This window comes from Pseudomonas sp. microsymbiont 2, assembly GCF_054788395.1.
Window position 1 is genome coordinate 742,055 of sequence record NZ_CM139112.1, and the last position, 26,420, is coordinate 768,474.

Genomic DNA, 26,420 nt, shown 5'->3' on the forward strand with positions numbered 1-26,420 from the left:
TGCGAGTGACGCTAAGCTCATTTGTGGGGGGAGATATTCTTACCTTCAATGAGGTGAACGGATGGGAGAGTCGCAGCTAACCGCAAACAAACCGGAGCTTTACGAACGCCTGATCGACCGTCTGGGCCTGGCACTGGAAGTGGCCAGAACGTCGGTCAGATTGCGCGATGAAATGCCCGCCGAACTGGAGTTGCGCGGCCTGAGCCACGCCGAGTTCGAAGTGATCAAGGCCTATCTGGAATCCCTTCCGGACGGTCGCTTTACCTGTGCCGGTGCCTACTCGCGACCGGAGCCTTCCTCGGCCAGGATCGTCTGGCTCAAGGATCGCAAGCGCGCGAGCTCCAGGACGCTGCCATCCCGATAGCCGTTCAGGGCTGTTGCTGGCGCGGTTCGATGCGCCGGGTCTTCACGTTGCATGTTGCGATCGGCGCCGGTTGCCCTTGAGGGCCGGTGCCGATCCTCTTAGGCTGCACGCCTTCCATGGAGGTGCGTGATGCCGGTTCGCTTTTTCATCAAACAATGGCTGATGCCGCCAGGCGTTTTGCTCCTGCTGCTGCTGGCTGCCTGGTGGTGGCGCCGTCGCCGGCCGCGCCTGGCCGCTGCGTGTTTCGCCCTGGGCCTGGGTGGCCTGTACCTGATGAGCCTGCCCGCGGTGGTGGAGCAGGTGGCGCGCAGGTTGGAGACCGAGCCGGCGCTGGTCGCCGATGACTGGGCGCGCCTGGCGAGCAGGGCGGACGCGATCGTGGTGCTCGGGGCCGGGCGCGAGCGTGGCGATCCGGCCTGGGCTGGCGCGGACCAGCCGAGCCTCGTCGCGCTCGAGCGCATGCGCTACGCCGCGCAGCTGGCCAAGGCCTCGGGGCTGCCGCTGCTGACCAGCGGTGGCCTGCATTATGGGACCCCTCCCAGCGAGGCGCAGTTGATGGCCGACCGCCTGCAGGCAGACTTCGGGGTAGCGGTACGCTGGAAGGAAGAAGCCAGCCGCACGACCTGGGAAAACGCCCAGTTCAGCGCCAGGTTACTGCAGGCGCAGGGGGTCAGGCGCGTGGTGCTGGTGACCCAGGCCTGGCACATGCAGCGTGCGCGCTGGAGCTTCGAGCGCGCCGGGCTGGAGGTGGTGCCCGCACCGGTCGGTTTCCTCGGGCGGGACCATGCGCGACCCTTCGCCGGATTGCTGCCCGAGAGCCGGGCGCTCTGGCAGAACGGACAGTTGCTGAACGAGGCGGTGGGGTTGCTGGGGTATCGGTTGTTCTACTGAGTCTCGGGCTTCCTGCGCCGGCCTCTTCGCGGGTAAACCCGCTCCCACAGGTTGAGCGCCAATTCGACCTGTGGGAGCGGGTTTACCCGCGAAACATCAGACGGTCTTGGCGATGCGCCCGGCCAGCAGCGCCCAGCCCAGCAGCAGCGCGCAGACGATCGCCAGCGGCCACGAGCGCCATTGCAGGTACGGCGTCAGTTGCTGCATCGGCACCACCTCGCCATACAACACCGCCCGCTGGAACTGCGGAATCTGCGTGGTAATCCGACCGAACGGATCGATCAGCGCGGTCACCCCGTTGTTGGTGGCGCGGATCATCCAGCGGCCGGCTTCCAGTGCGCGCATCTGGGCCATCTGCAGGTGCTGCAGCGGGCCGATCGAAGTGCCGAACCAGGTGTCGTTGCTGATGGTCAGCAACAGGTCGCTGCGGGCGGCCAGGCTGGCGGCGAACTCGGGGTAGACCACCTCGTAGCAGATGTACGGCGCTACCTGGTAGCCCTTGGCCTGCAGTAGCGGCTGGTCCTCGGGACCGCGGGCGAAGTCGGACATCGGCAGGTTGAAGAACTCGATCAGGCCACGCAGCATGTCCTGCAGTGGCACGTACTCGCCAAACGGCACCAGCTTCTGCTTGAGGTAGGTGCCGTCGCCTTCGCCGGCCACGGTGACGCCGTTGAAGTAGCGGCGCTGCTGGTGGACCACCTGGCGCACCGGCACGCCGGTGATCAGCGCTGAGTGCCGCTCGGCGGCGAAGGTGCCCATCATGTCGATGTAGCCCTGGGCCTGGTCCTTGAGCACCGGCACGGCGGTTTCCGGCCAGACCAGCAGGTCGACGGGCCGCGAGCTGAAGCTCATGTCGCGGTACAGCGCCAGTTGCGCGTTGACGTGCGCCGGGTCCCACTTCAGGTCCTGTTCGACGTTGCCCTGCAGGGCGGCGACCTTGAGCGGGTCACCCGCAGGCTTGGTCCAGGCGTGGTCCTTGAGGGCCATGCCGAGGATCCACGGCGCGGCCAGCAACAGCACGCCCACGGCCAGGAACGCCGGGCGCTCGCGCAGGCGGTAGAGGTTGCACAGCAAGGCGGCGGTCAGCGCCAGGGCGAAGGAGATCAGCCACACGCCACCCAGCGGGGCGAGCCCGGCGAGCGGCCCGTCGAGCTGGCTGTAGCCGGAATAGAGCCAAGGGAAACCGGTGAGGAACCAGCCGCGGAACGCTTCCTGCAGCAGCCACAGGGCGGCGAAGCACAGGGCGTCGGCCAGCGGCGCCTCGTCGCGGCGCAACCAGCGCGCCCAGAGCCAGGCGGGCAGGGCGAAGAAGAACGCCAGGCAGGCGAAGAACGCCACCAGCAGCAACACCGCCAGCAGCGGCGAGGCGCCGCCGTAGGTGTTCATGCTGACGTAGATCCACCAGGTGCCGGCGCCGTACAGGCCGAAGCCGAAGCACCAGCCACGGGCCATGGCCTGGCGCGGGCTCAGCTCGCGCAGCCCGGCATAGAACACCATCAGCGCCAGCAGCGCGATCGGCCAGATATCGAAGGGCGCCAGGGCCAGGAGGGTGGAGGCGCCGGCCGCCAAGGCCAGCAGGTTACCGGGCCAGCCGGGGCGGGTGATCCAGCGCATGTTCGTCCTTAACGGTTGATCGGGGTCAGGCGCAGCAGGTGAATCCGACGGCTGTCGGCGTTGAGGATGCGGAAGCGATAGCCGCCGATCTCGGTGGTCTCGTTGCGCTTGGGCAGGTGGCCGAACGCGCTCATCACCAGGCCGCCGACGGTGTCGAATTCGTCATCGGAGAACTCGCTGTCGAAGAATGCGTTGAAGTTCTCGATCGGGGTCAGCGCCTTGACCAGGAAATCGCCGCTGGGCAGCGGCTTGATGTAGCTGTCTTCCTCGACATCGTGCTCGTCCTCGATGTCACCGACGATCTGCTCGAGCACGTCCTCGATGGTGACCAGGCCGGCGACGCCGCCGTACTCGTCGATGACCACGGCCATGTGGTTGTGGTTGGCGCGGAACTCGCGCAGCAGCACGTTCAGGCGCTTGGATTCGGGCACGAAGGTGGCCGGACGCAGCAGGTCCTTGATGTTGAGGCTCTCGCCGTTGTCCTTGAGGATCAGCGGCAGCAGGTCCTTGGCGAGCAGGATGCCGAGCACATCGTCATGGCTCTCGCCGATCACCGGGTAGCGCGAGTGCGCGGCGTCGATCACCGCCGGCAGGAACTCGCGGGGCGACTGGCTGGCCTTGATGCTGATCATCTGCGAGCGCGGCACCATGATGTCGCGCACCTGCAGGTCGGCGACCTGGATGGCGCCTTCGACGATGGTCAGCGCTTCGCTGTCGAGCAGCTTGTTCTGATGGGCTTCGCGCAGCAGCTCGAGGAGCTCCTGGCGGTTTTTCGGCTCATGGGCAAAAGCCTGGGTCAGCTTGCCCAGCCAGGACTTTTGCCCGTTGCTCGATCGGTCTTCGCTCATGGCGGTTACTCGTGATCCTTGCAGTGTCAGTGTGTGATTGATTCGGTTTCGTCGTCGGCGTACGGATCAGGATGCCCCAGTTCGGCCAGCAAATCCCGTTCCAGCGCTTCCATCTCTTCGGCTTCGTCATCGTCGATGTGATCGTAGCCAAGCAGGTGCAGGCAGCCGTGGATCACCAGGTGCGCCCAGTGCGCTTGCAGCGACTTGCCCTGTTCGGCAGCCTCGCGCTCGACCACCGGCACGCAGATCACCAGGTCGCCCAGCAGCGGGATGTCGAGCAGGTCGTCAGGCACGTCGGCCGGGAAGGACAATACGTTGGTGGCGTAGTCCTTGTGCCGGTAGGTGTGGTTCAGCTCGCGACCTTCCTGTTCGTCGACCAGGCGGATGGTCATCTCGGAATCGGCGCTGCGCTGGCGCAAGGCGAGCTCGCACCAGCGACGGAAGGCGGCGTCATCGGGGGCAACGGCGTCCGTGGCCCGTTGCAGGTCGAGTTCAAGCATCTTTGCCGGGCGCCTCGGGCTTGGCCTGACGGGCGTCGAAGCGGTCGTAGGCTTCGACGATGCGCTGCACCAGGGGGTGGCGCACCACGTCCTTGGGCTGGAAGTGGGTGAAGCTGATGCCCGGGACGTCCTTGAGCACCTCGATCACGTGGGCCAGGCCCGACTTGGTGCCGCGGGGCAGGTCGACCTGGGTGATGTCGCCGGTGATCACCGCGGTGGAGCCGAAGCCGATGCGGGTGAGGAACATCTTCATCTGTTCGAGCGTGGTGTTCTGGCTCTCGTCGAGGATGATGAAGCTGTTGTTGAGCGTGCGGCCACGCATGTAGGCCAGCGGCGCAATCTCGATCACCTGGCGCTCGATGAGCTTGGCCACGTGCTCGAAGCCGAGCATCTCGTAGAGCGCGTCGTAGAGCGGGCGCAGGTACGGGTCGATCTTCTGGGCCAGGTCGCCGGGCAGGAAGCCGAGCTTTTCGCCGGCCTCGACCGCCGGGCGCACCAGCAGGATGCGGCGCACCTGCTCTCGTTCCAGCGCATCGACGGCGCAGGCCACGGCCAGGTAGGTCTTGCCGGTACCGGCCGGACCGATGCCGAAGTTGATGTCGTTGGCCAGGATTTCCTTGACGTAGCGCTGCTGGTTGACGCCGCGCGGGCGGATGTTGCCCTTGCGCGTGCGCAGCGAGACGCTGACTTCGTTGACCGCCGGATTGTCGAGGTTCTCGACCGTCGACTCCTGGAGATAGAGGTGGACCGTTTCCGGCGACAGGTCGGTGGCCTTGGCCTCGCGATAGAGGCGGCGCAGCAGCTGTTCGGCGGCGGAGGTGGTCTTGGGCTCGCCAATCAGTTCGAACTGATTGCCGCGGTTGCGGATCTCGATGGCCAGGCGTTGTTCGATCAGGCGCAGGTGCTCGTCGAACTGGCCGCACAGGTTGGCGAAGCGGTTGGCCTCGAAGGGTTCGAGGATGAAGCGATGGGGTTGTATGGGTGCGTTCAAGGTCGTTTTTAGCCGCTCGACGGCAATGAATGTGAACTCAAGAATAACCCTTGAGTGGCAGTGGCGAAAGCACTGAAACGATCAAGGGTCGGTGTGAACGTTGCGATCCGCTTGTCGAGTGTGGCAGGGCAAGTTGACGATTCGGTGATGCGCTTGGCATCGGCGCGGTTCACGGAAGGGGCGAGAATGGGGTGCGGCCTTCGGCGTTCTGCAATTCCAGCAGGTATTTGCGGAAGATCTGCCCGAGTACCTGGGTGGCGTGTTCGAGCTCGTCGCGGGGCATCTGCTCGGTGACCTCGTCGGCCATGTCCAGCGCGTCTTCGGCGCCATTGACCGCGGCGATCTTCAGCAGGATGTAGGCCTGCACGTTGTTGGCCTTGACGCCTTCGCCATGGAAGAACATCGAACCAAGGCGGTACTGGGCCTGGGCCTGGCCCTGCAGCGAGGCTTTTTCGAACCATTTCAGGGCATTGTCGAGATGACGTGGCGTGCTGCTGTAGTAGAACTCGCCCAGTTCGTACTGTGCTTCGGCATCCCCGGATTCCGCCGTCTGCTCGCAGGCCTTCAGGGCGTTCTGCAGCTCCTCGGGCGCGGTGCCAAGGGTGCAGCGGCCCGTTGCTGGAATCAGCAGCGAGTTACCGCCCTCCGCCAGGGCCAGCAGGGGCTGAAGAAGCAACAGGCAGCCCAGGGTCAGGGCGCGGCCGGTGCGGTTCATGGGGATCGACTTACCTCTGCAAAGCTGCGGCCAATGTCTCTGGTGGCACATTATGGGATAAGCAGCGTCAACCTTACAAAGTTTTACTCAGATTTCTGCGTTGTGAAGGTCGTTGCAATGTCGCCTGTGCCGAGGCCTTCGCGGGTAAACCCGCTCCCACAGGGGCACCAGTCAACCTGTGGGAGCGGGTTTACCCGCGAAGGGGGCCTTACTTGATCTTGGCGAACGCCCGCTCGGCCGCATCCAGGGTGATCTGCAGCTCCTTGTCGCCATGGGCGATGGAGGTGAAGCCCGCTTCGAAGGCGCTTGGCGCCAGGTACACGCCGCCTTCGAGCATCAGGTGGAAGAAGCGCTTGAAACGCTCGGCATCGCTGGCCATCACGTCATCGAAGGTGACGATGTCGTCGGCGCCGCTGAAGTACAGGCCGAACATGGCCCCGGCCTGGGTGGTGACGAACGGGATGCCGGCGGCATCGGCGCGCTGCTGCAGGCCGTCGAGCATGCGGCTGGTGAAGGCGCTCAGCTCGTCATGGAAGCCCGGGCGGCTGATCAGTCTCAGGGTGGTCAGGCCGGCGGCCATGGCCAGCGGGTTGCCCGACAGGGTGCCGGCCTGGTAGACCGGGCCCAGCGGCGCGATGCAGCCCATGATCTCGCGCTTGCCGCCGAAGCAGCCGACCGGCATGCCGCCGCCGACGATCTTGCCGAAGGTCGACAGGTCCGGAGTGATGCCGTAGTGGCCCTGGGCGCCGCCCAGCGATACACGGAAGCCGGTCATCACTTCATCGAAGATCAGCACCACGCCGTGCTTGTCGCACAGCGCGCGCAGGCCTTCGAGGAAGCCCGGCGCCGGTGGCACGCAGTTCATGTTGCCGGCCACCGGCTCGACGATGATGCAGGCCACGGTCTGGCCAACGTCGGCGAGGGTCTTCTCGACGGCAGCGATATCGTTGAACGGCAGGGTCAGGGTGTGCTTGGCGAAGTCCGCCGGCACGCCCGCCGAGCTCGGCACGCCCTGGGTCAGCAGGCCGGAGCCGGCCTTGACCAGCAGGCTGTCGGAGTGGCCGTGGTAGCAGCCCTCGAACTTGATGATCGCGTCGCGGCCGGTGTAACCACGGGCCAGGCGGATGGCGCTCATGGTGGCTTCGGTGCCGGAGCTGACCATGCGCACCATTTCCATCGACGGCACGATCGAGCAGACCAGGTCGGCCATCTCGGTTTCCATGGCGGTCGGCGCGCCGTAGGACAGACCATGCTCGAGCTGCTTGCGCACGGCATCGAGCACCTCAGGGTGACCGTGGCCGAGGATCATCGGGCCCCAGGAACCGACGTAGTCGACGTAGCGCTTGTCGTCTTCGTCGATGACATAGGCGCCTTCGGCGTGCTTGAAGAACAGCGGCGTGCCGCCGACGCTCTTGAAGGCGCGCACCGGCGAGTTGACGCCGCCGGGAATGTGTTTCTGGGCTTGGGCGAACAGGGCTTCGGAACGGGACATGGGATCTTCTCTCGAAATCAGGAAGCGAACAGGGCGTTGAAGGCGCGGGCGCGGCGGGTGACTTCCTGCGCGCTGTCGGCACCGAACAGGCCGTGGATCACCGCCAGCAGGTCGGCGCCATGGGCGACCAGCGGGGCGGCGTTGTCGAGGGTGATGCCGCCGATCACCGCGATCGGCAACTTGACCTGGGCGCGGGCCTGCTCCAGCAGCTCGACGCTGGCGGCAGGCGCGCCCGGTTTGGTGACGGAATTGAAGAAGCGGCCGAAGGCGACGTAGCTGGCGCCTTCGCTGGCGGCCTGTTGCGCCAGCTCGAGGCTGGCGTGGCAGGTCGAGCCGATGATCGCCTGGCGGCCGAGCAGGGCACGGGCCGGGGTGAGCGGACCGTCGGTCTGGCCCAGGTGCACGCCGACGCCCAGGCGTGCCGCCAGCTCGGCGTCGTCGTTGATGATCAGCTCACTGCCATAGCGTTCGCACAGGGTCTTCAGCGCTTCGGCCTCACGCAGACGGCGGGCGGCATCGTCGCTCTTGTCGCGGTACTGCAGCAGGCGCACGCCGCCCTCCAGCGCCGCTTCGACATGGGAGAGGAAACGGCCGGCCAGCAACTGGCTGTCGGTGATCGCATACAGACCGCGGAGTTTCATCGGGTGGCCTCGTGTCAGGAGCAGAAATCCAGGGGCAGGCGACGTGGCACGTACTGGCCCTTGCCCAGTTGCTCGGCGTCACGCAAGGTGCGCCAGGTGTAGTCCAGCGCGCTGCGCACCGCGCTTTGCAGCTGCTCGCCCAGGGCCAGGCGGCCGGCCAGGGCACTGGCCAGGGTGCAGCCCGAGCCGTGGTAGCTGCCCGGCAGGCGCTGGCAGGTCCAGGTGTGCTGCTGGCCGTCACGGCTGTACAGGCGGTTGTGAATCTCGTCTTCGTCACCGTGACCGCCGGTGATCAGCAGGTGCCGACAGTACGGCAGCAGTTTTTCGGCGCATTGGTCCGCGGTGCCGTCCGGCAGCTCGGCCAGGATGCGCGCCTCTGGCAGGTTCGGCGTGGCGATGGTGGCCAGCGGCAGCAGGCGTTCGCGCAGCGCGTAGCCGACCTCGTCCTTGCCCAGGCGGCCACCGCCACCGGCGCGCAGCACCGGGTCGCAGACCAGCGGCAGGTGCGGGTGGGCGGCGAGCAGTTCGGCGACGGTGTCGACCATCTCGATCGAACCGAGCATGCCGAGTTTCACCGCCGCCACCGTGGAGTCGGCCAGCACGGCGTTGGCCTGGGCCAGCACCCACTCACGGTCGAGCACGCGGAAGTCGGAAACGTTGACGGTATCCTGCACGGTCAGGGCGGTCACGGCGGGGGCGGCGTGACACCCTTGGGCGAGCAGGGCTTCGATATCTGCCTGCAGCCCGGCGCCACCACTGGGGTCGTGGCCGGAGAGACAGAGGACAACGGGGCGGGAGCTGTAGGTATTCATGGTCGGCGAGCTTATCACCAAACCTTTTTGCGCGGATCAGCCGGCGCCGGATAATTCCTGATCGGGCGATCAGGATGTTTTGTGTGATCGCTCTGAAATGCGCGTGATAGAGCCTCTGAGCATAAATTATTGGTGGCTTCTGGCCATACCGGAAAGCTATGCTAGAGTGCTCGGATAACTCGATGAACGGGTACTGCCGGATCACGTCGTCTCAAAGGGATGGGAGGCAATCGCGACGCGACCGCACAGACCATGCTGGGGCTGTATGCGCTATTTGCTGATTGTGCTTCTGGGCTGCTTGCCTGTATTCGCCGGAGCGGTCGAATTCGACGATGCCACCGCGCGTCTTCCCCTGGGCAGGTTCATGCAGGTGTACGAGGACCACGACGGCAGCGCCAGCATCGCCCAGGTCAGCTCACCTTCGTTTGCCGGTCGTTTCCAGGCGCACCCGCACGAGGTGCTCAACGCCGGATACTCCACGTCGGTGTTCTGGTTGAAAGTCGATCTCGCCTACGATGCCATCCCGTCCGCCGCGCCGCGCCAATGGTTGCTGGAGCTGGCCTATCCGCCACTGGATCATCTGGAACTCTACCTGCCCGACGAGCAGGGCGTGTACCACCTGGCCCGTCGCACCGGCGATGCCTTGCCGTACGCCAGTCGGCAGATCCGCCAGAACAACTATCTGTTCGAACTGCCGTTGCGTCCTGGGCAGGCCACCACCTTGTACCTGCGCCTGCACAGCCAGGGCTCGATCCAGGCGCCGCTGACGCTGTGGTCGGCCCAGGCGTACCTGGAAGACCAGCCCACCCGCCTGTACGTGCTGGGCATGATCTATGGCGTGCTGCTGGTGATGCTGGTGTACAACCTGTTCATCTACCTCAGCGTGCGCGATGTCAGCTACCTCTACTACATCCTCTATATCGCGTCGTTCGGTCTGTACCAGATTTCGGTGAACGGTGCCGGCATCGCCTATTTCTGGCCGGACAACCCCTGGTGGGCCAACGCCGCCACGCCGCTGTTCATTGGCGCGGCCGGGCTGTTCGGCTGTCAGTTCGCCCGCCACTTCCTGCAGATGCAGCGCCTGAGCGCCGCTTTCGACCGTCTGTTGCTGTTGCTGATGGCCGGGGGCGCGCTGGTCATGGTGCTGGCCGTGACCCTGCGCTATGGCGTGGCGCTGCGCATGGCCACGGTGCTGGCGCTGCTGTTCACCGTGAGCATCTTCACGGCGGGGCTGTATGCCTGGTGGCGAGGCGTGCGCGTGGCGCGCTGGTTCATCATCGCCTGGACCGCCTTCCTTGTCGGTGGCCTGGTCAATACCCTGATGGTGCTGGGCTACCTGCCCAACGTGTTCCTCACCATGTACGCCAGCCAGCTGGGCTCGGCGCTGGAGGTAGCGTTGCTGTCGCTGGCCCTGGCCGACCGCATCAACAACCTGCGCGAGCAGCAGGCCCGCACGCTGCGCGAAACCGGCCGGACGCTGGAGCAGATGAACCTGGAACTGGCGCGCAGCAACCGACTCAAGGACGAATTCCTCGCCACCGTGACCCATGAGCTGCGCACGCCGATGAATGGTGTGATCGGATCGCTGGAACTGCTGCACACCCTGCCCATGAGCGCCGAGCAGGCCCAGTACCATCGCACCGCCACAGGGTCGGCCCAGGACATGATGGCGATGGTCGACGACATCCTCATCCTCACCGAGCTGCAGGCCGGGCGCCTGCGCAGCCATGGCATGCCCTTCAGTCTGCGCCGCCTGCTGCAGGAGTTGCGTGCGGGCTATGCCGGCCAGGCCTTGGCCAAGGGCTTGTACTTGAGCCTGGACATCCCGGCCGACCTGCCCGACAGCCTGGTCGGCGATGCCCAGAAGCTCGCCCGTTGCCTGGCCTGCCTGGTGGACAACGGCCTGAAGTTCACCCATCAGGGCGGGGTCACGGTACAGGTGCGTGGCCGGCGCACGAGTGCCGATAGCGTGGCCCTGAGCATTACCGTGAGTGACAGCGGCATCGGTTTCGAAGACCTGGACCAGGCCGTGCTGTACCAGCGCTTCTTCCAGGTGGATGGATCGATGACCCGGCGCTATGGCGGGCTGGGCATCGGCCTGTCGATCTGCCGGCAACTGGGCGAACTGATCGGCGCGAGGCTGTCCCATGAATCCACGCCGGGGCTGGGCAGTCGCTTCGAGTTGAGCCTGGCCGTGGCCGTGGTGCAGATCCAGGTGCCAGTGGCCTGTGCCGCTTCCGGGCCAACCCGGTTTTAGCCTGGAGGGGCGCGAAGCGCCCCCATCGTAGTCCGTTTTGTCACTTTGACTGACCGGCCCGTGGTGCTTCACTGGGTTATCCAGGCATGACCGGATCCAGGAGGCCCTCGATGAACCTGCACCAGTTCGCTGAAACCCACGAAGTCACCAACCAGCCGCCGTCGCTCGACGGTGCCAACCTGTATCGTCTCGACCAGCCCTTGCAGCAATGGTCGCGGCGCTTCGGCGCCGGCTGGGCCGAGTCGCGGATCGACGCCTATGGTGCCCTTGCCGGCGGCCCGCTGATGGCCGCGGGTTTTCTGGCCAACGCCCACAAGCCCGAGTTCAGCAGCCATGATCGCTATGGCCACCGCATCGACCTGGTGGAATTCCACCCGGCCTATCACGAGCTGATGCGCACCGCGGTCGAGCACGGCCTGCCCTCGCTGCCATGGGCCGAGCCACGGGCCGGTGCCCATGTGGCGCGGGCCGCGATGACCTACCTGCACAGCCAGGCCGAGGCCGGCACCGGCTGCCCGCTGACCATGACCTTTGCCGCCGTGCCGGCCCTGCGCCTGCAGCCGGAACTTGCCGGCTACTGGCTGCCGAAGGTTCTCGCTCGCGAATACGACCCGCGCAACGTCGGCGACCGGCACAAGGCCGGCGTCACCATTGGCATGGCGATGACCGAAAAGCAGGGCGGCACCGACGTGCGCGCCAACACCACCCGCGCCTACCCGGTCGGCGCCCCCGGCCCAGGCCAGCCGTATGAGCTGGTGGGGCACAAGTGGTTCTGTTCGGCGCCCATGTGCGACGCCTTCCTCACCCTGGCCCAGACCGAAAAGGGCCTGAGCTGCTTCCTGCTGCCCCGTCACCGCCCCGACGACAACCGCAACCAGTTCTACATCCAGCGCCTGAAGAACAAGCTCGGCAATTGTTCCAACGCCTCCAGCGAAGTGGAGTTTCGTGGTGCGCTTGCGTGGATGATCGGCGAAGAGGGGCGTGGCGTGCCGACCATCATCGAGATGGTCGCCATGACCCGCTTTGACTGCATGGTCGGCTCCAGCGCCCTGATGCGGCAGGCCCTGACCCAGGCCGCGCATCACTGCGCCCACCGCAAGGTCGGTGGCCGCCTGCTGGCCGAGCAGCCGTTGATGCAGAACGTGCTCGCCGACCTGGCGCTGGAGAGCGAGGCGGCCCTGGCCCTGAGCCTGCGCATGGGCCAGGCCCTGGACCAGCTCGACGATCCGCAACAGGCACATTTCGCCCGGTTGGTGACGGCGGTGGGCAAGTACTGGATCTGCAAGCGCGCTCCGGCAATGATCAACGAGGCTGCCGAGTGCCTGGGCGGCGCCGGCTACGTCGAAGACAGCATTCTGCCGAGGTTGTACCGCGAGGCGCCGGTCAACTCGACCTGGGAGGGTTCTGGCAACGTGCAGTGCCTGGATGTGCTGCGCGCGTTGTCCAAGGAGCCCGGTGTGCTCGACGCACTGTTCGCCGAGCTTGGCGATGGCCATGGCGATCCGCGCCTGGCCGCGTTCATCGGCAACCTCAAGGGCGCGTTCGCCGATACCAGCGACATCCAGTACCGGGCGCGGCAGTTGACCGAGGACATTGCCGTGGCGCTGCAGGCCAAGCTGTTGCTCGAGGCGGGCAACGCCACGGTCAGCGATGCCTTCATCGGCAGCCGCCTGGGCGGCGGTGGGCGGGTGTACGGGGCACTGCCGCGCGGTGTCGATGCCGAGGCACTGGTGGCCAGGGCCACGCCGGTATGGCCCGGGTAATGCCATCGCGGGGCAAGCCCGCTCCCACGACCATGGACCGCCCCCAAGGGTTGGGTTGGTGTCCAACTTCTTTGGGGAAGTCCATCTGCGGCGTGTGATGCGTGGAAGCGGGCTTGCCCCGCGGTGGGCTCCGCGCCGATTATCGGGGGTGTATTTACCCTGCAACGCAGGCAAGATGGCTGTCATGCATTCCATAAGACAGGAAGCCCAGCGTGAGCCAAGCGTTTGTAGTCGTTGATACCCCCGAGCAGGCCGTCGACCGTCTGGCGGCCCTGCATGAACAGGCCACCGGGGCGCTGAGCCAGGCCCTCAAGCGCTATCTCAAGGACCGCACCGAGCCGGATGACGCCGAGCGCGCACTGTTCCGCTACCCGGCCCTGCGCCTGACCTACTACAGCCAGGGCGAAGTCGCCGCCACCACCCGGGCCTACGCCAAGGTCCAGGTGGCCGGCACCTACAGCGTCACCGTCACCCAGCCGGCGGCGTTTCGCAGCTACCTGCTCGAGCAATTGCGCCCGTTGATGCACGACTACACGGTGACCGTGGAAGTCGGCGTCAGCGAGCAGAACATTCCGTACCCCTATGTGGTCGACCAGGGCGACGAACTGGCCGGCAGCGGCATCACCGCCGCGCAGCTGGCGCGGGTATTCCCCAGCACCGACCTGTCGGCGGCCACCGACAATATCGCCGACGGTCTGTACGACTGGGAAAGCGCCGAGACCCTGCCGCTGGCGCTGTTCGACGCCGCTCGGGTGGACTTCTCGCTGCGTCGCCTGGTGCATTACACCGGCAGCGACTGGCGCCACGTGCAGCCGTGGATCCTGCTCACCAACTACCACCGCTATGTCGACCAGTTCATCGCCCATGGCCTGGAGCAGCTGCGCGAGGACCCACGTTTCGTGCGCATGGTCCTGCCGGGCAACGTGATCATCGAGAAGGGCATGGACAACGGCGAGGCCCAGGCCTTGGTCGCCGGCGTGGTCTGGCACCGCTACCAGATGCCGGCCTATCACCTGATCGCCGCCGATGGCGATGGCGTGACCCTGGTCAACATCGGCGTCGGCCCGTCCAACGCCAAGAACATCACCGACCACCTGGCCGTGCTGCGCCCGCACTGCTGGCTGATGATCGGCCACTGCGGCGGCCTGCGCCAATCCCAGACCATCGGCGACTACGTGCTGGCCCACGCCTACATGCGCCGCGACGGTATCCTCGACCGCGTGGTGCCGCCGAACATCCCGATCCCGGCCCTGGCCGAAGTGCAGCTGGCGCTGCAAGAGGCCGCGGCGCAGGTTACCGGCGAGCGTGGCGAGGAACTGAAGAAGCGCCTGCGCACCGGCACCGTGCTCACCTACGACGACCGCAACTGGGAGCTGCGCTGGGCCCAGGAGCGCCCGCTGATCAACCTGTCCCGCGCCGTGGCGGTGGACATGGAAAGCGGCACCATCGCCGCCCAGGGCTATCGCCTGCGCGTGCCGTACGGCACCTTGCTGTGCGTTTCCGACAAGCCGCTGCACAGCGAGATCAAGCTGCCGGGCTCGGCCAACGCCTTCTACAACCGCGCGGTCAGCCAGCACCTGAAGATCGGCATCGCCGCCCTCGACCTGCTGCGCACCGAGCTCAACTCGCTGCACTCGCGTAAACTGCGCAGCTTCGATGAGCCGCCGTTCCGCTGAGGATCCATGCCCCTGCCGCCCCGCAACAAACCGCGCCGCCCTGCGGCGCGCCCTGCCGGCCCGCGTCGCCAAGCCAAGGCGCCGCCGGCCGAGCCCCGCCTGATCCTGTTCAACAAGCCGTTCGACGTGCTCACTCAGTTCAGCGACGGCGAGGGCCGTGCCACGCTCAAGGACTTCATCGACATTCCCGGCATCTACCCGGCCGGGCGCCTGGATCGAGACAGCGAAGGGCTGTTGCTGCTGACCAACGACGGCCGCCTGCAGGCGCGTATCGCCGATCCGAAGCACAAGTTGGCCAAGACCTACTGGGTGCAGGTGGAGGGTGAGCCGAGCGAAGAGCAGCTCCAGTGTCTGCGCGATGGCGTAGAACTCAACGACGGGCCGACCTTGCCGGCCGAGGCGCGCCTGCTCGACGAGCCGACGCTATGGCCGCGCAACCCGCCGGTACGTTTTCGCAAGAGCGTGCCGACCGCCTGGCTGGAGCTGGTGATTCGCGAGGGACGCAACCGCCAGGTGCGACGCATGACGGCGGCGGTGGGCTTGCCGACGTTGCGCCTGGTGCGGGTGCGGATCGGTGACTGGACGCTCGAAGGGCTGGAGCAGGGTTGCTGGCGCGAAGTGGACGCAAAGCTGTAGCAGGCTGATTTGTGTGTGGAATTCTTCGCGGGTAAACCCGCTCCCACAGGGAGCAGGTGATGCCTGTGGGAGCGGGTTTACCCGCGAATGGGTATCGGGCCTCAGACGCCTTCGAGAAACCCCACCACCACGCTCTTGATGATGAACGCCAGCACGCCCAGGCCCAGCACGAAGAACAGAATCAGCGTCCCGAAGCGCCCCGCCTTGGATTTCTTTGCCAAGTCCCAGACGATGAAGCCCATGAAACCGATCAGCACGGTGACCAGGACGATCATCATCCATTCTTCGAATACGGCGGGATCCATCGCTTCACTCCAGGCAGATTGAGCACCCGATCATACGCCGGGCACGCAGGGATTCAACGCAGGTGGGTCAATGGCAGCTCGGTGCTGGCCAGCACCTGGTTGAGCACGAAGCTCGAGCGCACGCTGGTCACGCCTTCGATGCGGGTCAGGCTGCCCAGTAGCAGTTTCTGGTAGTGATCCATGTCTGGCACCACCACTTTCAACTGATAGTCGGCGTCCATCCCGGTGACCAGGCTGCATTCGAGTACCTGCGGCAGGTTGCGGATCGCCGCTTCGAACGTCTCGAAGCGCTCGGGGGTGTGGCGGTCCATGCCGATCAGCACGTAGGCGGTCAGGCTCAGGCCGAGCTTCTTGCGGTCCAGCAGGGCCACCTGGCGCGAAATGTAGCCATCGTCCTCGAGCTGTTTGACCCGACGTGAGCAAGGGGAAGGGGACAGGCCGATGCGCTCGGCCAGTTCCTGGTTGGAGATGCGCGCGTCGCGCTGCAATTCGGCGAGGATGCTCAGGTCGTAGCGGTCGAGCTTGCTCATGGAAAGGGCCTTTTCTGTTCGGATTGCTGCGAATTATCGATCCTGAGTGAAAAATTGCGCAAGCGCTATTTATCAGAGCAATCTTCGCAATCCTCTGCCCCGGCGTCCGGCCTATCTTTATTACCAGAATCACTGCCCGGACATCAGTCCACGGCGACGCGCCCTAGGCGGGCGGTCGCGGCCAGCGATCCAACAGGATCCGCCAGGCCCCCGGGCTACGCACTGTCCAGAAGACGGCGCGAGGTGAGCCGGTGTCACAAGCGCCGAGCACGGACGACAATTCCCGAAGGGAGGCCGCGAGGCCTCCCTTTTTTATTGTGCCGACGGCTGCGTCAGCGACGCTTCGCGGCGCCCGGCCACCAACCATGCCGCCAGCAGCACCAGCAGCCCACCTGCCATGGCGATGAGGAAACCATCGCGGGCTGTCGTGGCGTCGACCCAGTGCCCGGCGCCCGCGGCGCCGATCGCCACGCCGACGTTCAGTCCGGCGAGCAGCCAGGTCAGGCCTTCGGTCAGCTGGCGCTCGGGCACGCTGCGCTCGACCAGCGCCATGGCCACGATCATGGTCGGGGCGAAGAATACGCCCGCCAGCAGCACCGCGGCGGCGAGCAGGGCGATGTTGCCGACCAGCAGCAGTGGCAGCGTGCTCAGGGCGGTGGCCAGTGCGCCGAGCAGCAACTGCCGGGGCAGCGGCAGGCGCCAACGCAGCGCGCCGAACACCAGCCCGGACACACAGGAGCCCACGGCATAGGCCGACAGCACCAGGCTCGCGGCGGCCGGTCGGCCTTGCTCGCTGGCGAAGGCGACGCTGACGATATCCACGGTGCCGACGATCACGCCCATCGCCACCATCAGCAAGGTGAGCTGGCGCACCCGAGGGATTTGCCAGGCCGGCAGCTCGCGCGGTGTCGGTGTCATTCGCGGCGGTTCGCTGGTCTTTTGCAGCGCCAGCAGCACGGTGCCCAGCACCAGCAGTGTGGCGGCGGCCATTAGGCCGGCCTGAGGCCACAGCAATACGCTGAGGCAGACCGCCAGGGGCGGCCCGGCGATGAAGCTGGCCTCGTCGAACACCGTTTCCAGCGAATAGGCGGTCTGCAGTTGTGGCTGGCCACGGTACAGATGCGTCCAGCGCGCGCGGACCATCGCCGACAGGCTGGGCATGCAGCCCGCCAGCAGGGCGGCGCCGAACAGCAGCCAGGCAGAGGCTTCGAGCCAGGTAGCGACCGCCATCGACAGCAATCCCAGAGCGCTGAGCAGACCTGCCATCGGCAGCACCCGCCGCTGGCCCAGGCGGTCCACCAGCCGCGAGACCTGCGGTGAAAGCAGGGCATAGCTCAGCACGAAGGTCGCCGAGACCGCACCAGCCAGGGCATAGCTGCCGCGCGATTGCGCCAGCAGGGTGATGATGCCGATGCCCGTCATGGGCAAGGGCAGGCGGGCGAGCAGCCCGGCCAGAGCGAAGGCCCGGGTGCCAGGGGTGGCGAAGAGTTGACGATAGGGGTTTGGCATGTCGGTTTCTCCTTGCTGCGACTTACCGTCGGGGTGTTTACGTACATCGCGTATGATTAAATATTCATACGATCCGTATGTAAATAGTCGGCAAAGAACGTTGCCAGTGATTGCTGTCGGCTATTTCATCTGCTGGTATCGAGGGCGGCGGTAAACTCAAGGCCTGTGAGCGCAGGTGTTTTCATCGAGAGGAAGATCATGAGGTCGCGCATCTGGCAGTTGGCCGGTGTTGGTTTGCTGAGCATGGGCATCAGCCTTGGCGCCTTGGCCCAGGGACCCGGGGATGGGCACGATGGTCACGGCGGGGCGCCGGAGCAAGGTGGCGAAAGGCGTGGTTCGCCGCTCAATTCGCGGGACGAAGTGCGCCAGACGCAGCCGCCGCGGCAGGGCTACTACCAGGATATTCCTCGTCGATACGACGACAACCGTCACTGGCAAGCCGGTGGCCCGGGCCAGCGCCCCGGTGGTGACTGGAACGGCCGGCCGGACGGCCATGGCAATGGCTGGGGGCCAGGGCCGCAGTACCGTCCCGGCCATACCATCGACCGCTTCCCGGATCGCTACTGGAAGGTGCCTTATCGTGGGCAGGACTACTTCTACTCCGGTGGCTACTGGTACCGGCCCCATGGCGGTGGCTACATCATCGTCACGCCACCTTACGGCGTGCGTGTCGGCTATCTGCCGTCCTATGCGCGGGAGGTGTGGCTGAGCGGGGCGCTGTTCTTCGTGGTGGCCGACACCTACTACCAGTACCTGGCCGACAGCCGCGAATACGTGGTGGTCAACCCGCCCACGGTCGCGCCTGCGCCTGTTCCGGCGCAGCCGCAGGGCTATGACGTGGTTGCCTATCCGATGCATGGCCAGGGGCCTGAGCAGCAGGAGCAGGACCGCTACCAGTGCCATCGCTGGGCGGTAAGCCAGTCGGGGTTCGACCCAGCGACCGCGACCTATGCGCCGCCGGCGAATGTCGCTGACACCTATCGGCGGGCGCTGGGGGCGTGCCTTGGCGGGCGCGGATACAGTGTCAACTGAGGCATCGGCGGGCCGCAACGCGGCCCATCGCGGGTAAACCCGCTCCCACGCGGCAGTGCGAGCCCGAAGGCTGGACAATCTTCCTACACAGGGTCGGCATGCACCATCACATCCGCTCGCGGGTAGCGCTCGCGGATTGCCTTTGATGCCTGCACGCACAGCGCATGGGCATCGTGCAGTGGCAGTTCGCCCGGCAGCTCCAGATGCAACTGCACGAACCACTGGCTGCCGGAGATCCGCGTGCGCAGGTCATGCACGCCCTTCACGCCGGGAATCGCCATCACCACTTCGAGCATGCGTTCGCCGACATCGGCCGGCAGTTCCTTGTCCATCAGGATCGCCGTGCTCTCGCGGGCGATCTGCACCGCGCTCCAGAGGATGTACAGGGCGATCCCCAGGCCGAACAACGCATCCAGCTGTGGCCAGCCGAAGCGTGCCAGCAGCAGCGCCAGCAGGATGCTGGTGTTGAGCAGCAGATCGGAGCGGTAGTGCAGGGAATCGGCGCGCACGGCGGTGGAGCCGGTCAGGCGGATGACCTTGCGCTGGAACGCCAGCAACGCCACGGTCAGCGCCAGCGACAGCAGCATCACGGCGATGCCGGCGGCGGTGTCGCCCAAGGGCTCCGGCGACTTCAGCCGATCCACCGCCTGGATCCCGATCAGTACCGCGCTGACCCCGATGAACAGCGCCTGGGCCATGCCGGCCAGGGCTTCGGCCTTGCCATGGCCGAAACGGTGGTCGTCATCGGCCGGGCGCAAGGCGTAATGCACGGCCAGCAGGTTGAGGAAGGACGCGGCGGCATCCAGCGCCGAATCGGTCAGCCCGGCCAGCAGGCTGACCGAGCCACTCAGCCACCAGGCCACCGCCTTGCTCAGCACCAGGATGCAGGCCACGCTCAGCGAGGCGCGGGTGGCCAGGCGCAGCAGGCGATTGTGTTCGGCGGTCGCGGTCATGCGTGGGTGGTCGTCCTTGGGTGGATCAGGCGGCCGGTACCAGGCCATGGCTGGCCAGTTGCTCGACGCTGCCACGGTGCTGGATCAGCCGTGGATCGTTCAAGGGCAGGCGCTGGCCCAGTTCGCTTTCGAGGATAGCCTGCAGCTTGAGCTTGTCGACCTGGCCGTCGGCATTGATTGCCGGGGCGAGCTTGGCCGGATCGACATGCGCGGTGGTGCCCCCTGGGTAGTAGATGGCGCCGGTGGCGAAATCGACGCCGAAGGCGATCAGGCCGGGAATGACGTAGAAGAGAATGCCGATGGCATCCAGCGCCGCGACCACGGGGTCGATCTTGCCTTCGATCTGGCCCCGGCGGTCGGGATAGAACAGGGTGCCGCAGGCCGTCAGCTGGGTCAGCAGGGTGGCGATGACGACGCCACCGATGACGCGGGAAGGGATGCGCATGTGAATCTCCGAAAGGTAACGACGACAAGGCGCGGCAGTCGCCGACGCCTGAAGCTTGAGACCATGATAGGGCAGCCTCGGTTCGCCGTTATACTCGGACGATTGTTCGAGGACCACCATGATTTCATTACCGATCGATACCGTGCTGTCCGACCTGCGCCAGGCCCTGGCCGAGCGTGACGAAGCGGTGCTCGAGGCGCCCCCCGGCGCCGGCAAGACCACCCGTGTACCCCTGGCGTTGCTCGACGAGCCGTGGCTGGCCGGGCAGACCATTCTCATGCTTGAACCCCGGCGCCTGGCTGCCCGTGCCGCGGCCGAACGACTGGCCAGCGAGTTGGGTGAAACGGTCGGCCAGACCGTGGGCTATCGCATTCGCCTGGACAGCAAGGTCGGCCCGAACACCCGTATCGAAGTGGTCACCGAAGGCATCCTCACCCGTCGCCTGCAGGCCGATCCGGCGCTGGAGGGCGTGGGGCTGCTGATCTTCGATGAGTTCCACGAGCGCAGCCTCGATGCCGACCTGGCCTTGGCCCTGAGCCTCAATGGCCGCGCGCTGCTGCGCGACGAGCCGCCGCTGAAGATCCTGCTGATGTCGGCGACGCTGGAGGGCGAGCGCCTGTCGCGCTTGCTCGACGATGCGCCGATCGTCAGCAGCCAGGGGCGCATGCACCCGGTGGATATCCGCTGGGGCCGCCCCTGGCAGCCCGGCGAGTTCGTCGAGCCGCGGGTGGTCGACTGCGTGCTCCAGGCCCTGGCCGACGAGTCCGGCAGCCTGCTGGTGTTCCTGCCCGGCCAGGCGGAGATCCGCCGTGTACACCAGTCACTGCAGGAAGCCGTTGGCGAGCGTGCGGACATCCTGCTCTGCCCGCTGCACGGCGAGCTTGACCTGAGTGCCCAGCGCGCCGCCATCGAGCCGGCCCCCCGGGGCCTGCGCAAAGTGGTGCTGGCCACCAATATCGCGGAAACCAGCCTGACCATCGATGGCGTGCGTGTGGTGATCGACGCCGGGCTGGCGCGGGTGCCGCGTTTCGATCCTGGCAGTGGCATGACGCGCCTGGACACCCAGCGCATCTCCCGCGCCAGCGCCACCCAGCGTGCCGGCCGTGCCGGGCGCCTGGAGCCCGGCGCGTGCTACCGGCTGTGGTCCGAAGCCCAGCATGAGCAACTGGCGGCCCACGGCAGCGCCGAGATTCTCCAGGCCGACCTCGCTGGGTTGGCGCTGCAGCTGGCGCGCTGGGGCGTGCCGCCGGAGCAGCTCAACTGGCTCGACCAGCCACCGGCTGCCGCCTATGGCCAGGCCCAGGATCTGCTGGCCCGTCTGGGCGCCTTCAAGTCTGGCAGCCGCGACAACCTGAGCGCCCATGGCCAGGCCATGGCCGAGCTGCCCGCGCACCCGCGCATCGCCCACCTGCTGCTGCGCGGCCAGGACCTCGGCTTGGCCGACATGGCCTGTGATGTCGCGGCGTTGCTGGGCGAGCGCGATATCCTGCGCGGCGGCGGTGCCGACTTGCACAGCCGGCTGGCGCTGCTCAGCGGGGAAAGCCGGGCGTCTCGCGCCGGGCAGGGCGGCGTGCAGCGTGCCCGGCAGTTGGCCCGTCAGTACCGTGGGCAGCTGCGTGGCAAGCCGCGCAGTCCGGTGACCGATCCTGACCACCCGCGCTGGCTTGGCGCGGTGCTGGCGCTGGCCTATCCCGACCGGGTGGCGCAGCAGCGCCGCGAAGGCGGCGCCGAGTACCGCCTGGCCAATGGCCGGGCGGCGCTGTTCGCCGAAGCCGATGCCTTGATGAAAAGCCCATGGCTGGTGATCGCCGACCTGGGCAGCCGCCAGGGGCAACGTGAAGAACGCATCTACCTGGCCGCCGAGTTCGATCCTGCGCTGTTCGACGATGTGCTGGCCGAGCAGGTCGAGGTGCTCGACGTGCTCGACTGGGACGAGCGCGAACAGGTGCTGCGCGCCGAGCGCCAGCGCAAGGTCGGCGAACTGGTGCTCGGCCGTGAGCCGTTGCCGGGGCTGGACGACGAGGCGCGGGCCAGGGCCTTGCTTGGCCTGGTGCGGCGCAAGGGCCTGAACCTGCTGAGCTGGACCCCGGAACTGCGCCAGTGGCAGGCCCGTGTCGCGCTGCTGCGCCAGCTGGATCTGCAAAAGGACGGTCACAGCGAATGGCCCGACCTGGGCGACGAGGCCTTGCTCGCCAGCCTGGAAGACTGGCTGCAGCCCTACCTGGGCAAGGTGTCGCGCCTGAGCCACTTCGCCAACCTGGACCTGCCCTCGATCCTGCGCAACCTGTTGCCCTGGCCGTTGCCCCAGCGCCTGGACGAGCTTGCGCCATCGCACCTGGACGTACCCTCGGGCTCGAGCATTCGCCTGGACTACAGCGAGCACCCGCCGATCCTCGCCGTGCGCCTGCAGGAGCTGTTCGGCCTGGCCGACACGCCGCGCATCGCCAATGGCCGGCAACAGGTCAAGCTGCACCTGCTGTCACCGGCGCGTCGTCCCGTGCAGGTGACCCAGGACCTGGCCAACTTCTGGCGCACCACCTATGCCGAGGTGAAAAAGGACCTCAAGGGGCGCTACCCCAAGCACTACTGGCCAGACGATCCGCTGGTGGCCGAGGCGACGGCGCGGGCCAAGCCACGCAAGGCCTGAGAGACGGGCGCCGTCAGGCGCCGGCCTCGCTTTCGAACAGCATGAACAGGCGATACAGCACTACCGTGCTGAACAGCTGGAGGAAGCCGCTGAGGCTGTCCAGCGCCAGTTGCACGCCAGCTTGCGGGTCGGGGAACACCGTCAGCAGCAGGCCGTCGATCAGCCACAGCGGCGCCAGCACCGACAGCATGCAGACCATGATCCGCAGGAAGTGCCCGGTGGTCATGCGCGCGCTGGTGCGCATCGCCTCGATCACCGGCAGGCCGCGCAGCACCAGCAGGTACTCGGCGAACACCAGGTTCACCATGATCCACACGCCGGGGAAGATGAACAGCGCCAGGCCCGCCATGATCAGCAGCGAGCTGATCACCACCAGCAGCGCCAGCATCGGCCACAGCTGCAGGGCGCGGGCGAACAGGTCGCGCTTGGCGATGTCCTGGCCGTTGCTGCGGGTGTCGAGATAGAGGATCAGCGCCGCGCTGTACAGCGGGTAGAACAGCAGGCTGACGAGCATGCCGTAGGCCGGCGAGGCCTGCTCGCCAAGTTGGCTGTAGAGCAGCTGGGTGCCGAGGGCCTCGAGCACCACCAGGGGCAGGCACAACTGCAGGATGCTCGTCAGGTGACGGCGGAAGAAGTACAGGGAGTCGCGCAGAACGCTCAGCGGATTCATCGGTCAACATCGCATGGAGGAAAAAGCAGGGCGTCACTTTAGCCCAGTCGACCCGCTTGCTGAAAAAAGTTTCATGGCCCCAGCGATTGAATAGCCTGCCCCGGCCCCCCATCTTTGACGCTGTCCGATGTCCTGTTCAGCGCACGAGGTTGCCCCGATGAACACTGAAGAACAAACCCTGATCGATGGCCTGTTCGGCCGCATCAAGCAAGCCGAGGACCCCGCCCAGCCGCGCGATGCCCAGGCCCAGGCGCGCATCGACGAGCACGTGCGCCAGCAACCGGCGGCGCCGTACTACATGACCCAGGCGATCCTGGTCCAGGAGGCTGCGCTCAAGCGCCTGGACGAGCAGAACAAGCAGCTCGAGGCCGAGCTCAAGCAGGCCCGGGCCCAGCTGGAGGCCAGCCGCCCCAGCGGTAATGGCGGCGGTGGCTTCCTTTCCAGCATCTTCGGCGCGGGCGCCCGCAGCCCTGAGCCACAGCCGCAGCGCTCGGTCGCACCCGCGCCGTCGTCCGCGGGCGGCTGGCGCGAGCCTTCGCAGCAAGCGTATGCGCCGCCACCCCCGCCAGCGCAACCAGGCTTTGGCGCGGCGCCGGCCCGTGGCGGTGCCAGCAGCTTCCTCGGTGGCGCCATGCAGACCGCAGCCGGCGTCGCCGGCGGTGTGTTGCTGGCCCAGGGCATCAGCAGCCTGTTCAACCACAACTCGCAGCCCGAAGAGGTGGTCGAGGTGATCAAGGAAGAACCGGCGCCGGCCAGCGACCAGGGCGGCTGGCACGACCAGGGCTCGCAGCAGGTGGCCGACAACGGTGGCTGGAACAATGACCAGGGCGGGTTCGCCGACACCGATTACGGTAGTGACGATGGCGGCTTCTTCTCGGACGACGACACCTTCGTCTGAGTGCTCTGGCATACTGCTGCTCATCGCGGGGCAAGCCCGCTCCTGGCAAAGCGTGGGAGCGGGCTTGCCCCGCGATCGTTCGCCACTGCCAGAGAGAGGTTACAGGTGAAGAAAATCGCGCTATTCGCCGATGTGCAGAACCTCTATTACACGGTTCGCCAAGGCCATGGCTGCCATTTCAACTACGCCGCGCTGTGGGCTGAGGTCAGCCGCGAGGGGCAGATCGTCGAAGCGCTGGCCTACGCCATCGACCGCGGCGACAGCAAGCAGCAGCAGTTCCAGCAGATCCTGCGCAACCTCGGCTTCGAGGTGCGCCTCAAGCCCTATATCCAGCGTGCCGATGGCTCGGCCAAGGGTGACTGGGACGTCGGCATCACCCTGGATGTGATCGAGGCGGCAGCGCGGGTAGACCAGGTGGTGCTGGCCTCGGGAGACGGTGATTTCGACCTGTTGCTGGAGCGGGCGATGCAACGCCATGGCATCGAGACGGTGGTCTACGGCGTCCCCGGCCTGACGGCCCTGGCGCTGATCCGTGCCGCCAGCCGCTATGTGCCGATCGAGGGCAAGTTGCTGTTGCGCCACTGAGCGCTGCGAACCAGTCGGATGGGGGCGTGGGAGCGGGCAACGCTGTGGGAGCGGGTTTACCCGCGAAGGCCGCAAAGCAGCCCCAGCATTACGCCCCCACGCGCTCGCTTCAGCTTTTTTTGCCGTTGCCCTCCAGCTGCGCCAACGGCACCCGTCGCTCCACCGCACTGGACAGAATGATCGAAGTCTTGCTGAACCCCAGCTGCGATACGCGGTTGATCAGCGCCTCCAGCTCGCCCATCGAGGCCACGGCGGCCTGCATGATCACGCACGGATCCCCGGTGACGCGATGGCATTCGGTCAGCTCGGGGATCCTGGTCAATGCGTCATACGCCTGCTGGTTGCCATGGCTGGCCAGACGCAATTCGATCACGCACTGGATCGGCAGGCCGATCTTCTCCAGGTCCACCTTCGCCGTGTAGCCGCTGATCACGCCGCTGGCCTCCAGCTTGGCGACCCGCTCGGCTACCGCCGGCGCCGAAAGGTTGACCTGGCGCGCCAGCTGCGCGTAGGTGGCCCGGCCATTTTCCAGCAGGGCGGCGAGGAGCATGCGATCGTATTTGTCCATGGCGATTCCAGGTGGCCTTGCAATCGACGGTGAAGCCATTGCATTACCGTGCATTGCAAAGTGTTTCGGTGTTTTAAACGTGTTTTGTAACTTAAGTTTGCGCGGTGGCCTTTCTAAACTAAGCCACCCGTAAACGGATTTCGAGCCCCCACCATGTCTGCCTCCCGTCGCTTCCCGTTGTTGCTCATCGGCGCCTTCCTTGCCCTGTACCTGGTCTGGGGCTCGACCTATCTGTTCATCCGCATCGGCGTGGAGTCCTGGCCGCCGTTGCTGATGGCTGGCGTGCGCTTCGTGATTGCCGGCAGCCTGCTGTATGGCTTCCTGCGCTGGCGCGGGGTGCCGGCGCCGACCTGGCCGCAATGGCGCGCGGCCGGGGCGATCGGGTTTCTGCTGCTCAGTTGCGGCAACGGCGGCGTGACCCTGGCCGAGCATGCCGGCGTCGCCTCCGGCGTGGCGGCCCTGGCGGTGGCGACGGTGCCGCTGTTCACCCTGGTGTTCGGCCTGCTGTTCGGTCACCGCAACTCGCGACTGGAGTGGGCGGGCATCGCCCTCGGCCTGATTGGCATCGGCATGCTCAACATGGGCTCGAACCTGCAGGCCAGCCCCATGGGCGCCGCGTTGATCCTGTTCGCCGCGGCGGCCTGGGCGTTCGGTTCGGTGTGGAGCAAGAGCCTGCCGCTGCCCCAGGGCGCCATGGCCAGTGCCGCCGAGATGCTGGTGGGCGGCGTCGCGCTGCTGATCGGCAGTGCCGTGAGCGGCGAGCGCCTGACCCAGATGCCCACCGCCGCCGGCTGGGGGGCGTTGGCCTACCTGGTGTTCTTCGGCTCGATCCTGGCGTTCAGTTCGTACATGTACCTGCTCAAGCACGTGCGTCCGGCGGCGGCCACCAGCTATGCCTATGTCAACCCGGCGGTGGCGGTGCTGTTGGGGATCATCTTCGCCGGCGAGCAGATCGGCGCCGAAGAGTGCGTGGCCATGGCGGTGATCATCGGCGCGGTGGTGCTGATCGGCCTGCCGCAGTGGCGCAAGGCGCCGCAGCCGCCGGTGGCATTGAAAGAAGAGCTGTGCAAGTGAACAA

At 66.5% G+C, this 26,420-nt stretch carries 26 protein-coding genes; 11 read left to right on the forward strand and 15 right to left on the reverse strand.

The window, feature by feature from the left end; genetic code table 11:
- Positions 1-61: 61 nt before the first annotated feature.
- Together ACYUME_RS03390 and ACYUME_RS03395 are read left to right on the forward strand one after the other, a co-directional pair.
- Positions 62-364 carry a hypothetical protein gene (locus ACYUME_RS03390; protein ID WP_279881333.1) on the forward strand — a complete coding sequence of 101 codons (303 nt, stop codon included), beginning with the start codon at positions 62-64 and terminating at the stop codon, positions 362-364.
- 129 nt (positions 365-493) lie between these two features.
- Positions 494-1,255, forward strand: a complete 762-nt coding sequence (locus ACYUME_RS03395; RefSeq protein ID WP_460418055.1) for a YdcF family protein — start codon at positions 494-496, stop codon at positions 1,253-1,255.
- Positions 1,256-1,351: 96 nt separating this feature from the next.
- Here ACYUME_RS03395 and lnt read toward each other — a convergent pair whose 3' ends face one another.
- The 8 genes from lnt to ACYUME_RS03435 all read right to left on the reverse strand — a co-directional run bounded on the left by lnt (position 1,352) and on the right by ACYUME_RS03435 (position 8,868).
- A complete protein-coding gene (gene lnt, locus ACYUME_RS03400) occupies positions 1,352-2,869 on the reverse strand; it encodes an apolipoprotein N-acyltransferase (protein WP_460418056.1) in 1,518 nt (505 codons plus the stop codon).
- 8 nt (positions 2,870-2,877) lie between these two features.
- Positions 2,878-3,717: an HlyC/CorC family transporter gene (locus ACYUME_RS03405; RefSeq protein WP_279881339.1), complete on the reverse strand. Its 840-nt coding sequence runs from the start codon at positions 3,715-3,717 to the stop codon at positions 2,878-2,880.
- A 26-nt stretch (positions 3,718-3,743) separates the two neighbouring features.
- Positions 3,744-4,217, reverse strand: coding sequence for an rRNA maturation RNase YbeY (ybeY, locus tag ACYUME_RS03410; protein WP_460418057.1), 474 nt, complete (start codon positions 4,215-4,217; stop codon positions 3,744-3,746).
- Positions 4,210-5,208, reverse strand: coding sequence for a PhoH family protein (locus ACYUME_RS03415; RefSeq protein WP_279881344.1), 999 nt, complete (start codon positions 5,206-5,208; stop codon positions 4,210-4,212). Before ACYUME_RS03415 ends, ybeY begins: the two co-directional genes overlap by 8 nt.
- Before the next feature lie 169 nt (positions 5,209-5,377).
- Positions 5,378-5,923 carry a tetratricopeptide repeat protein gene (locus ACYUME_RS03420; RefSeq protein WP_279881346.1) on the reverse strand — a complete coding sequence of 182 codons (546 nt, stop codon included), beginning with the start codon at positions 5,921-5,923 and terminating at the stop codon, positions 5,378-5,380.
- Positions 5,924-6,131: 208 nt separating this feature from the next.
- The gene (hemL, locus tag ACYUME_RS03425; RefSeq protein ID WP_279881348.1) at positions 6,132-7,415 is read right to left on the reverse strand and encodes a glutamate-1-semialdehyde 2,1-aminomutase; all 1,284 of its coding nucleotides are present in this window, start codon (positions 7,413-7,415) and stop codon (positions 6,132-6,134) included.
- A gap of 17 nt (positions 7,416-7,432) precedes the next feature.
- Positions 7,433-8,056: a thiamine phosphate synthase gene (thiE, locus tag ACYUME_RS03430; RefSeq protein WP_460418058.1), complete on the reverse strand. Its 624-nt coding sequence runs from the start codon at positions 8,054-8,056 to the stop codon at positions 7,433-7,435.
- Positions 8,057-8,070: 14 nt separating this feature from the next.
- Complete coding sequence (locus ACYUME_RS03435) at positions 8,071-8,868, reverse strand: hydroxymethylpyrimidine/phosphomethylpyrimidine kinase (RefSeq protein ID WP_460418059.1); 798 nt, start codon at positions 8,866-8,868, stop codon at positions 8,071-8,073.
- Between the two features lie 265 nt (positions 8,869-9,133).
- Here ACYUME_RS03435 and ACYUME_RS03440 point away from each other — a divergent pair, with 265 nt between their 5' ends.
- The 4 genes from ACYUME_RS03440 to ACYUME_RS03455 all read left to right on the forward strand — a co-directional run bounded on the left by ACYUME_RS03440 (position 9,134) and on the right by ACYUME_RS03455 (position 15,200).
- The gene (locus tag ACYUME_RS03440; RefSeq protein ID WP_279881355.1) at positions 9,134-11,125 is read left to right on the forward strand and encodes a sensor histidine kinase; all 1,992 of its coding nucleotides are present in this window, start codon (positions 9,134-9,136) and stop codon (positions 11,123-11,125) included.
- 110 nt (positions 11,126-11,235) lie between these two features.
- Positions 11,236-12,888, forward strand: coding sequence for an acyl-CoA dehydrogenase family protein (locus ACYUME_RS03445; protein ID WP_279881357.1), 1,653 nt, complete (start codon positions 11,236-11,238; stop codon positions 12,886-12,888).
- A 212-nt stretch (positions 12,889-13,100) separates the two neighbouring features.
- Positions 13,101-14,564, forward strand: coding sequence for an AMP nucleosidase (amn, locus tag ACYUME_RS03450; RefSeq protein WP_460418060.1), 1,464 nt, complete (start codon positions 13,101-13,103; stop codon positions 14,562-14,564).
- A 6-nt stretch (positions 14,565-14,570) separates the two neighbouring features.
- Positions 14,571-15,200: a pseudouridine synthase gene (locus ACYUME_RS03455; RefSeq protein ID WP_460418061.1), complete on the forward strand. Its 630-nt coding sequence runs from the start codon at positions 14,571-14,573 to the stop codon at positions 15,198-15,200.
- Positions 15,201-15,301: 101 nt separating this feature from the next.
- On the opposite strand, the gene ACYUME_RS03460 is transcribed toward ACYUME_RS03455, so the two are convergent.
- The 3 genes from ACYUME_RS03460 to ACYUME_RS03470 all read right to left on the reverse strand — a co-directional run bounded on the left by ACYUME_RS03460 (position 15,302) and on the right by ACYUME_RS03470 (position 17,544).
- Positions 15,302-15,505, reverse strand: a complete 204-nt coding sequence (locus tag ACYUME_RS03460) for a DUF2788 domain-containing protein (protein ID WP_023378567.1) — start codon at positions 15,503-15,505, stop codon at positions 15,302-15,304.
- A 53-nt stretch (positions 15,506-15,558) separates the two neighbouring features.
- Positions 15,559-16,035, reverse strand: coding sequence for an Lrp/AsnC family transcriptional regulator (locus tag ACYUME_RS03465; RefSeq protein WP_003249795.1), 477 nt, complete (start codon positions 16,033-16,035; stop codon positions 15,559-15,561).
- Positions 16,036-16,347: 312 nt separating this feature from the next.
- Positions 16,348-17,544 (reverse strand): MFS transporter, encoded by a 1,197-nt coding sequence (locus ACYUME_RS03470; protein ID WP_460418062.1) that lies wholly within the window; start codon positions 17,542-17,544, stop codon positions 16,348-16,350.
- 198 nt (positions 17,545-17,742) lie between these two features.
- On the opposite strand from ACYUME_RS03470, the gene ACYUME_RS03475 reads away from it, so the two are divergent.
- Entirely contained in the window at positions 17,743-18,576 is an 834-nt protein-coding gene (locus ACYUME_RS03475) for a DUF6515 family protein (RefSeq protein WP_460418063.1), read from the forward strand.
- A gap of 83 nt (positions 18,577-18,659) precedes the next feature.
- Here the strand turns inward: ACYUME_RS03475 and ACYUME_RS03480 are convergent, their stop codons facing one another.
- Together ACYUME_RS03480 and ACYUME_RS03485 are read right to left on the reverse strand one after the other, a co-directional pair.
- Positions 18,660-19,529 carry a cation diffusion facilitator family transporter gene (locus tag ACYUME_RS03480; RefSeq protein WP_279881369.1) on the reverse strand — a complete coding sequence of 290 codons (870 nt, stop codon included), beginning with the start codon at positions 19,527-19,529 and terminating at the stop codon, positions 18,660-18,662.
- A 25-nt stretch (positions 19,530-19,554) separates the two neighbouring features.
- A complete protein-coding gene (locus ACYUME_RS03485) occupies positions 19,555-19,974 on the reverse strand; it encodes a polyribonucleotide nucleotidyltransferase (RefSeq protein ID WP_460418064.1) in 420 nt (139 codons plus the stop codon).
- 118 nt (positions 19,975-20,092) lie between these two features.
- Here ACYUME_RS03485 and hrpB point away from each other — a divergent pair, with 118 nt between their 5' ends.
- The gene (hrpB, locus tag ACYUME_RS03490; protein ID WP_460418065.1) at positions 20,093-22,621 is read left to right on the forward strand and encodes an ATP-dependent helicase HrpB; all 2,529 of its coding nucleotides are present in this window, start codon (positions 20,093-20,095) and stop codon (positions 22,619-22,621) included.
- Between the two features lie 13 nt (positions 22,622-22,634).
- On the opposite strand, the gene ACYUME_RS03495 is transcribed toward hrpB, so the two are convergent.
- On the reverse strand, positions 22,635-23,291 hold the full coding sequence (locus ACYUME_RS03495; protein WP_279881376.1) for a YciC family protein: 657 nt from the start codon (positions 23,289-23,291) through the stop codon (positions 22,635-22,637).
- Positions 23,292-23,448: 157 nt separating this feature from the next.
- On the opposite strand from ACYUME_RS03495, the gene ACYUME_RS03500 reads away from it, so the two are divergent.
- Positions 23,449-24,189: a DUF2076 domain-containing protein gene (locus ACYUME_RS03500; protein WP_460418066.1), complete on the forward strand. Its 741-nt coding sequence runs from the start codon at positions 23,449-23,451 to the stop codon at positions 24,187-24,189.
- A gap of 105 nt (positions 24,190-24,294) precedes the next feature.
- On the forward strand, positions 24,295-24,774 hold the full coding sequence (locus ACYUME_RS03505; RefSeq protein WP_279881381.1) for an NYN domain-containing protein: 480 nt from the start codon (positions 24,295-24,297) through the stop codon (positions 24,772-24,774).
- 109 nt (positions 24,775-24,883) lie between these two features.
- Here the strand turns inward: ACYUME_RS03505 and ACYUME_RS03510 are convergent, their stop codons facing one another.
- Complete coding sequence (locus ACYUME_RS03510; protein WP_279881384.1) at positions 24,884-25,342, reverse strand: Lrp/AsnC family transcriptional regulator; 459 nt, start codon at positions 25,340-25,342, stop codon at positions 24,884-24,886.
- A 153-nt stretch (positions 25,343-25,495) separates the two neighbouring features.
- On the opposite strand from ACYUME_RS03510, the gene yedA reads away from it, so the two are divergent.
- Entirely contained in the window at positions 25,496-26,416 is a 921-nt protein-coding gene (yedA, locus tag ACYUME_RS03515; protein WP_279881386.1) for a drug/metabolite exporter YedA, read from the forward strand.
- The last annotated feature ends 4 nt before the right edge of the window (positions 26,417-26,420 follow it).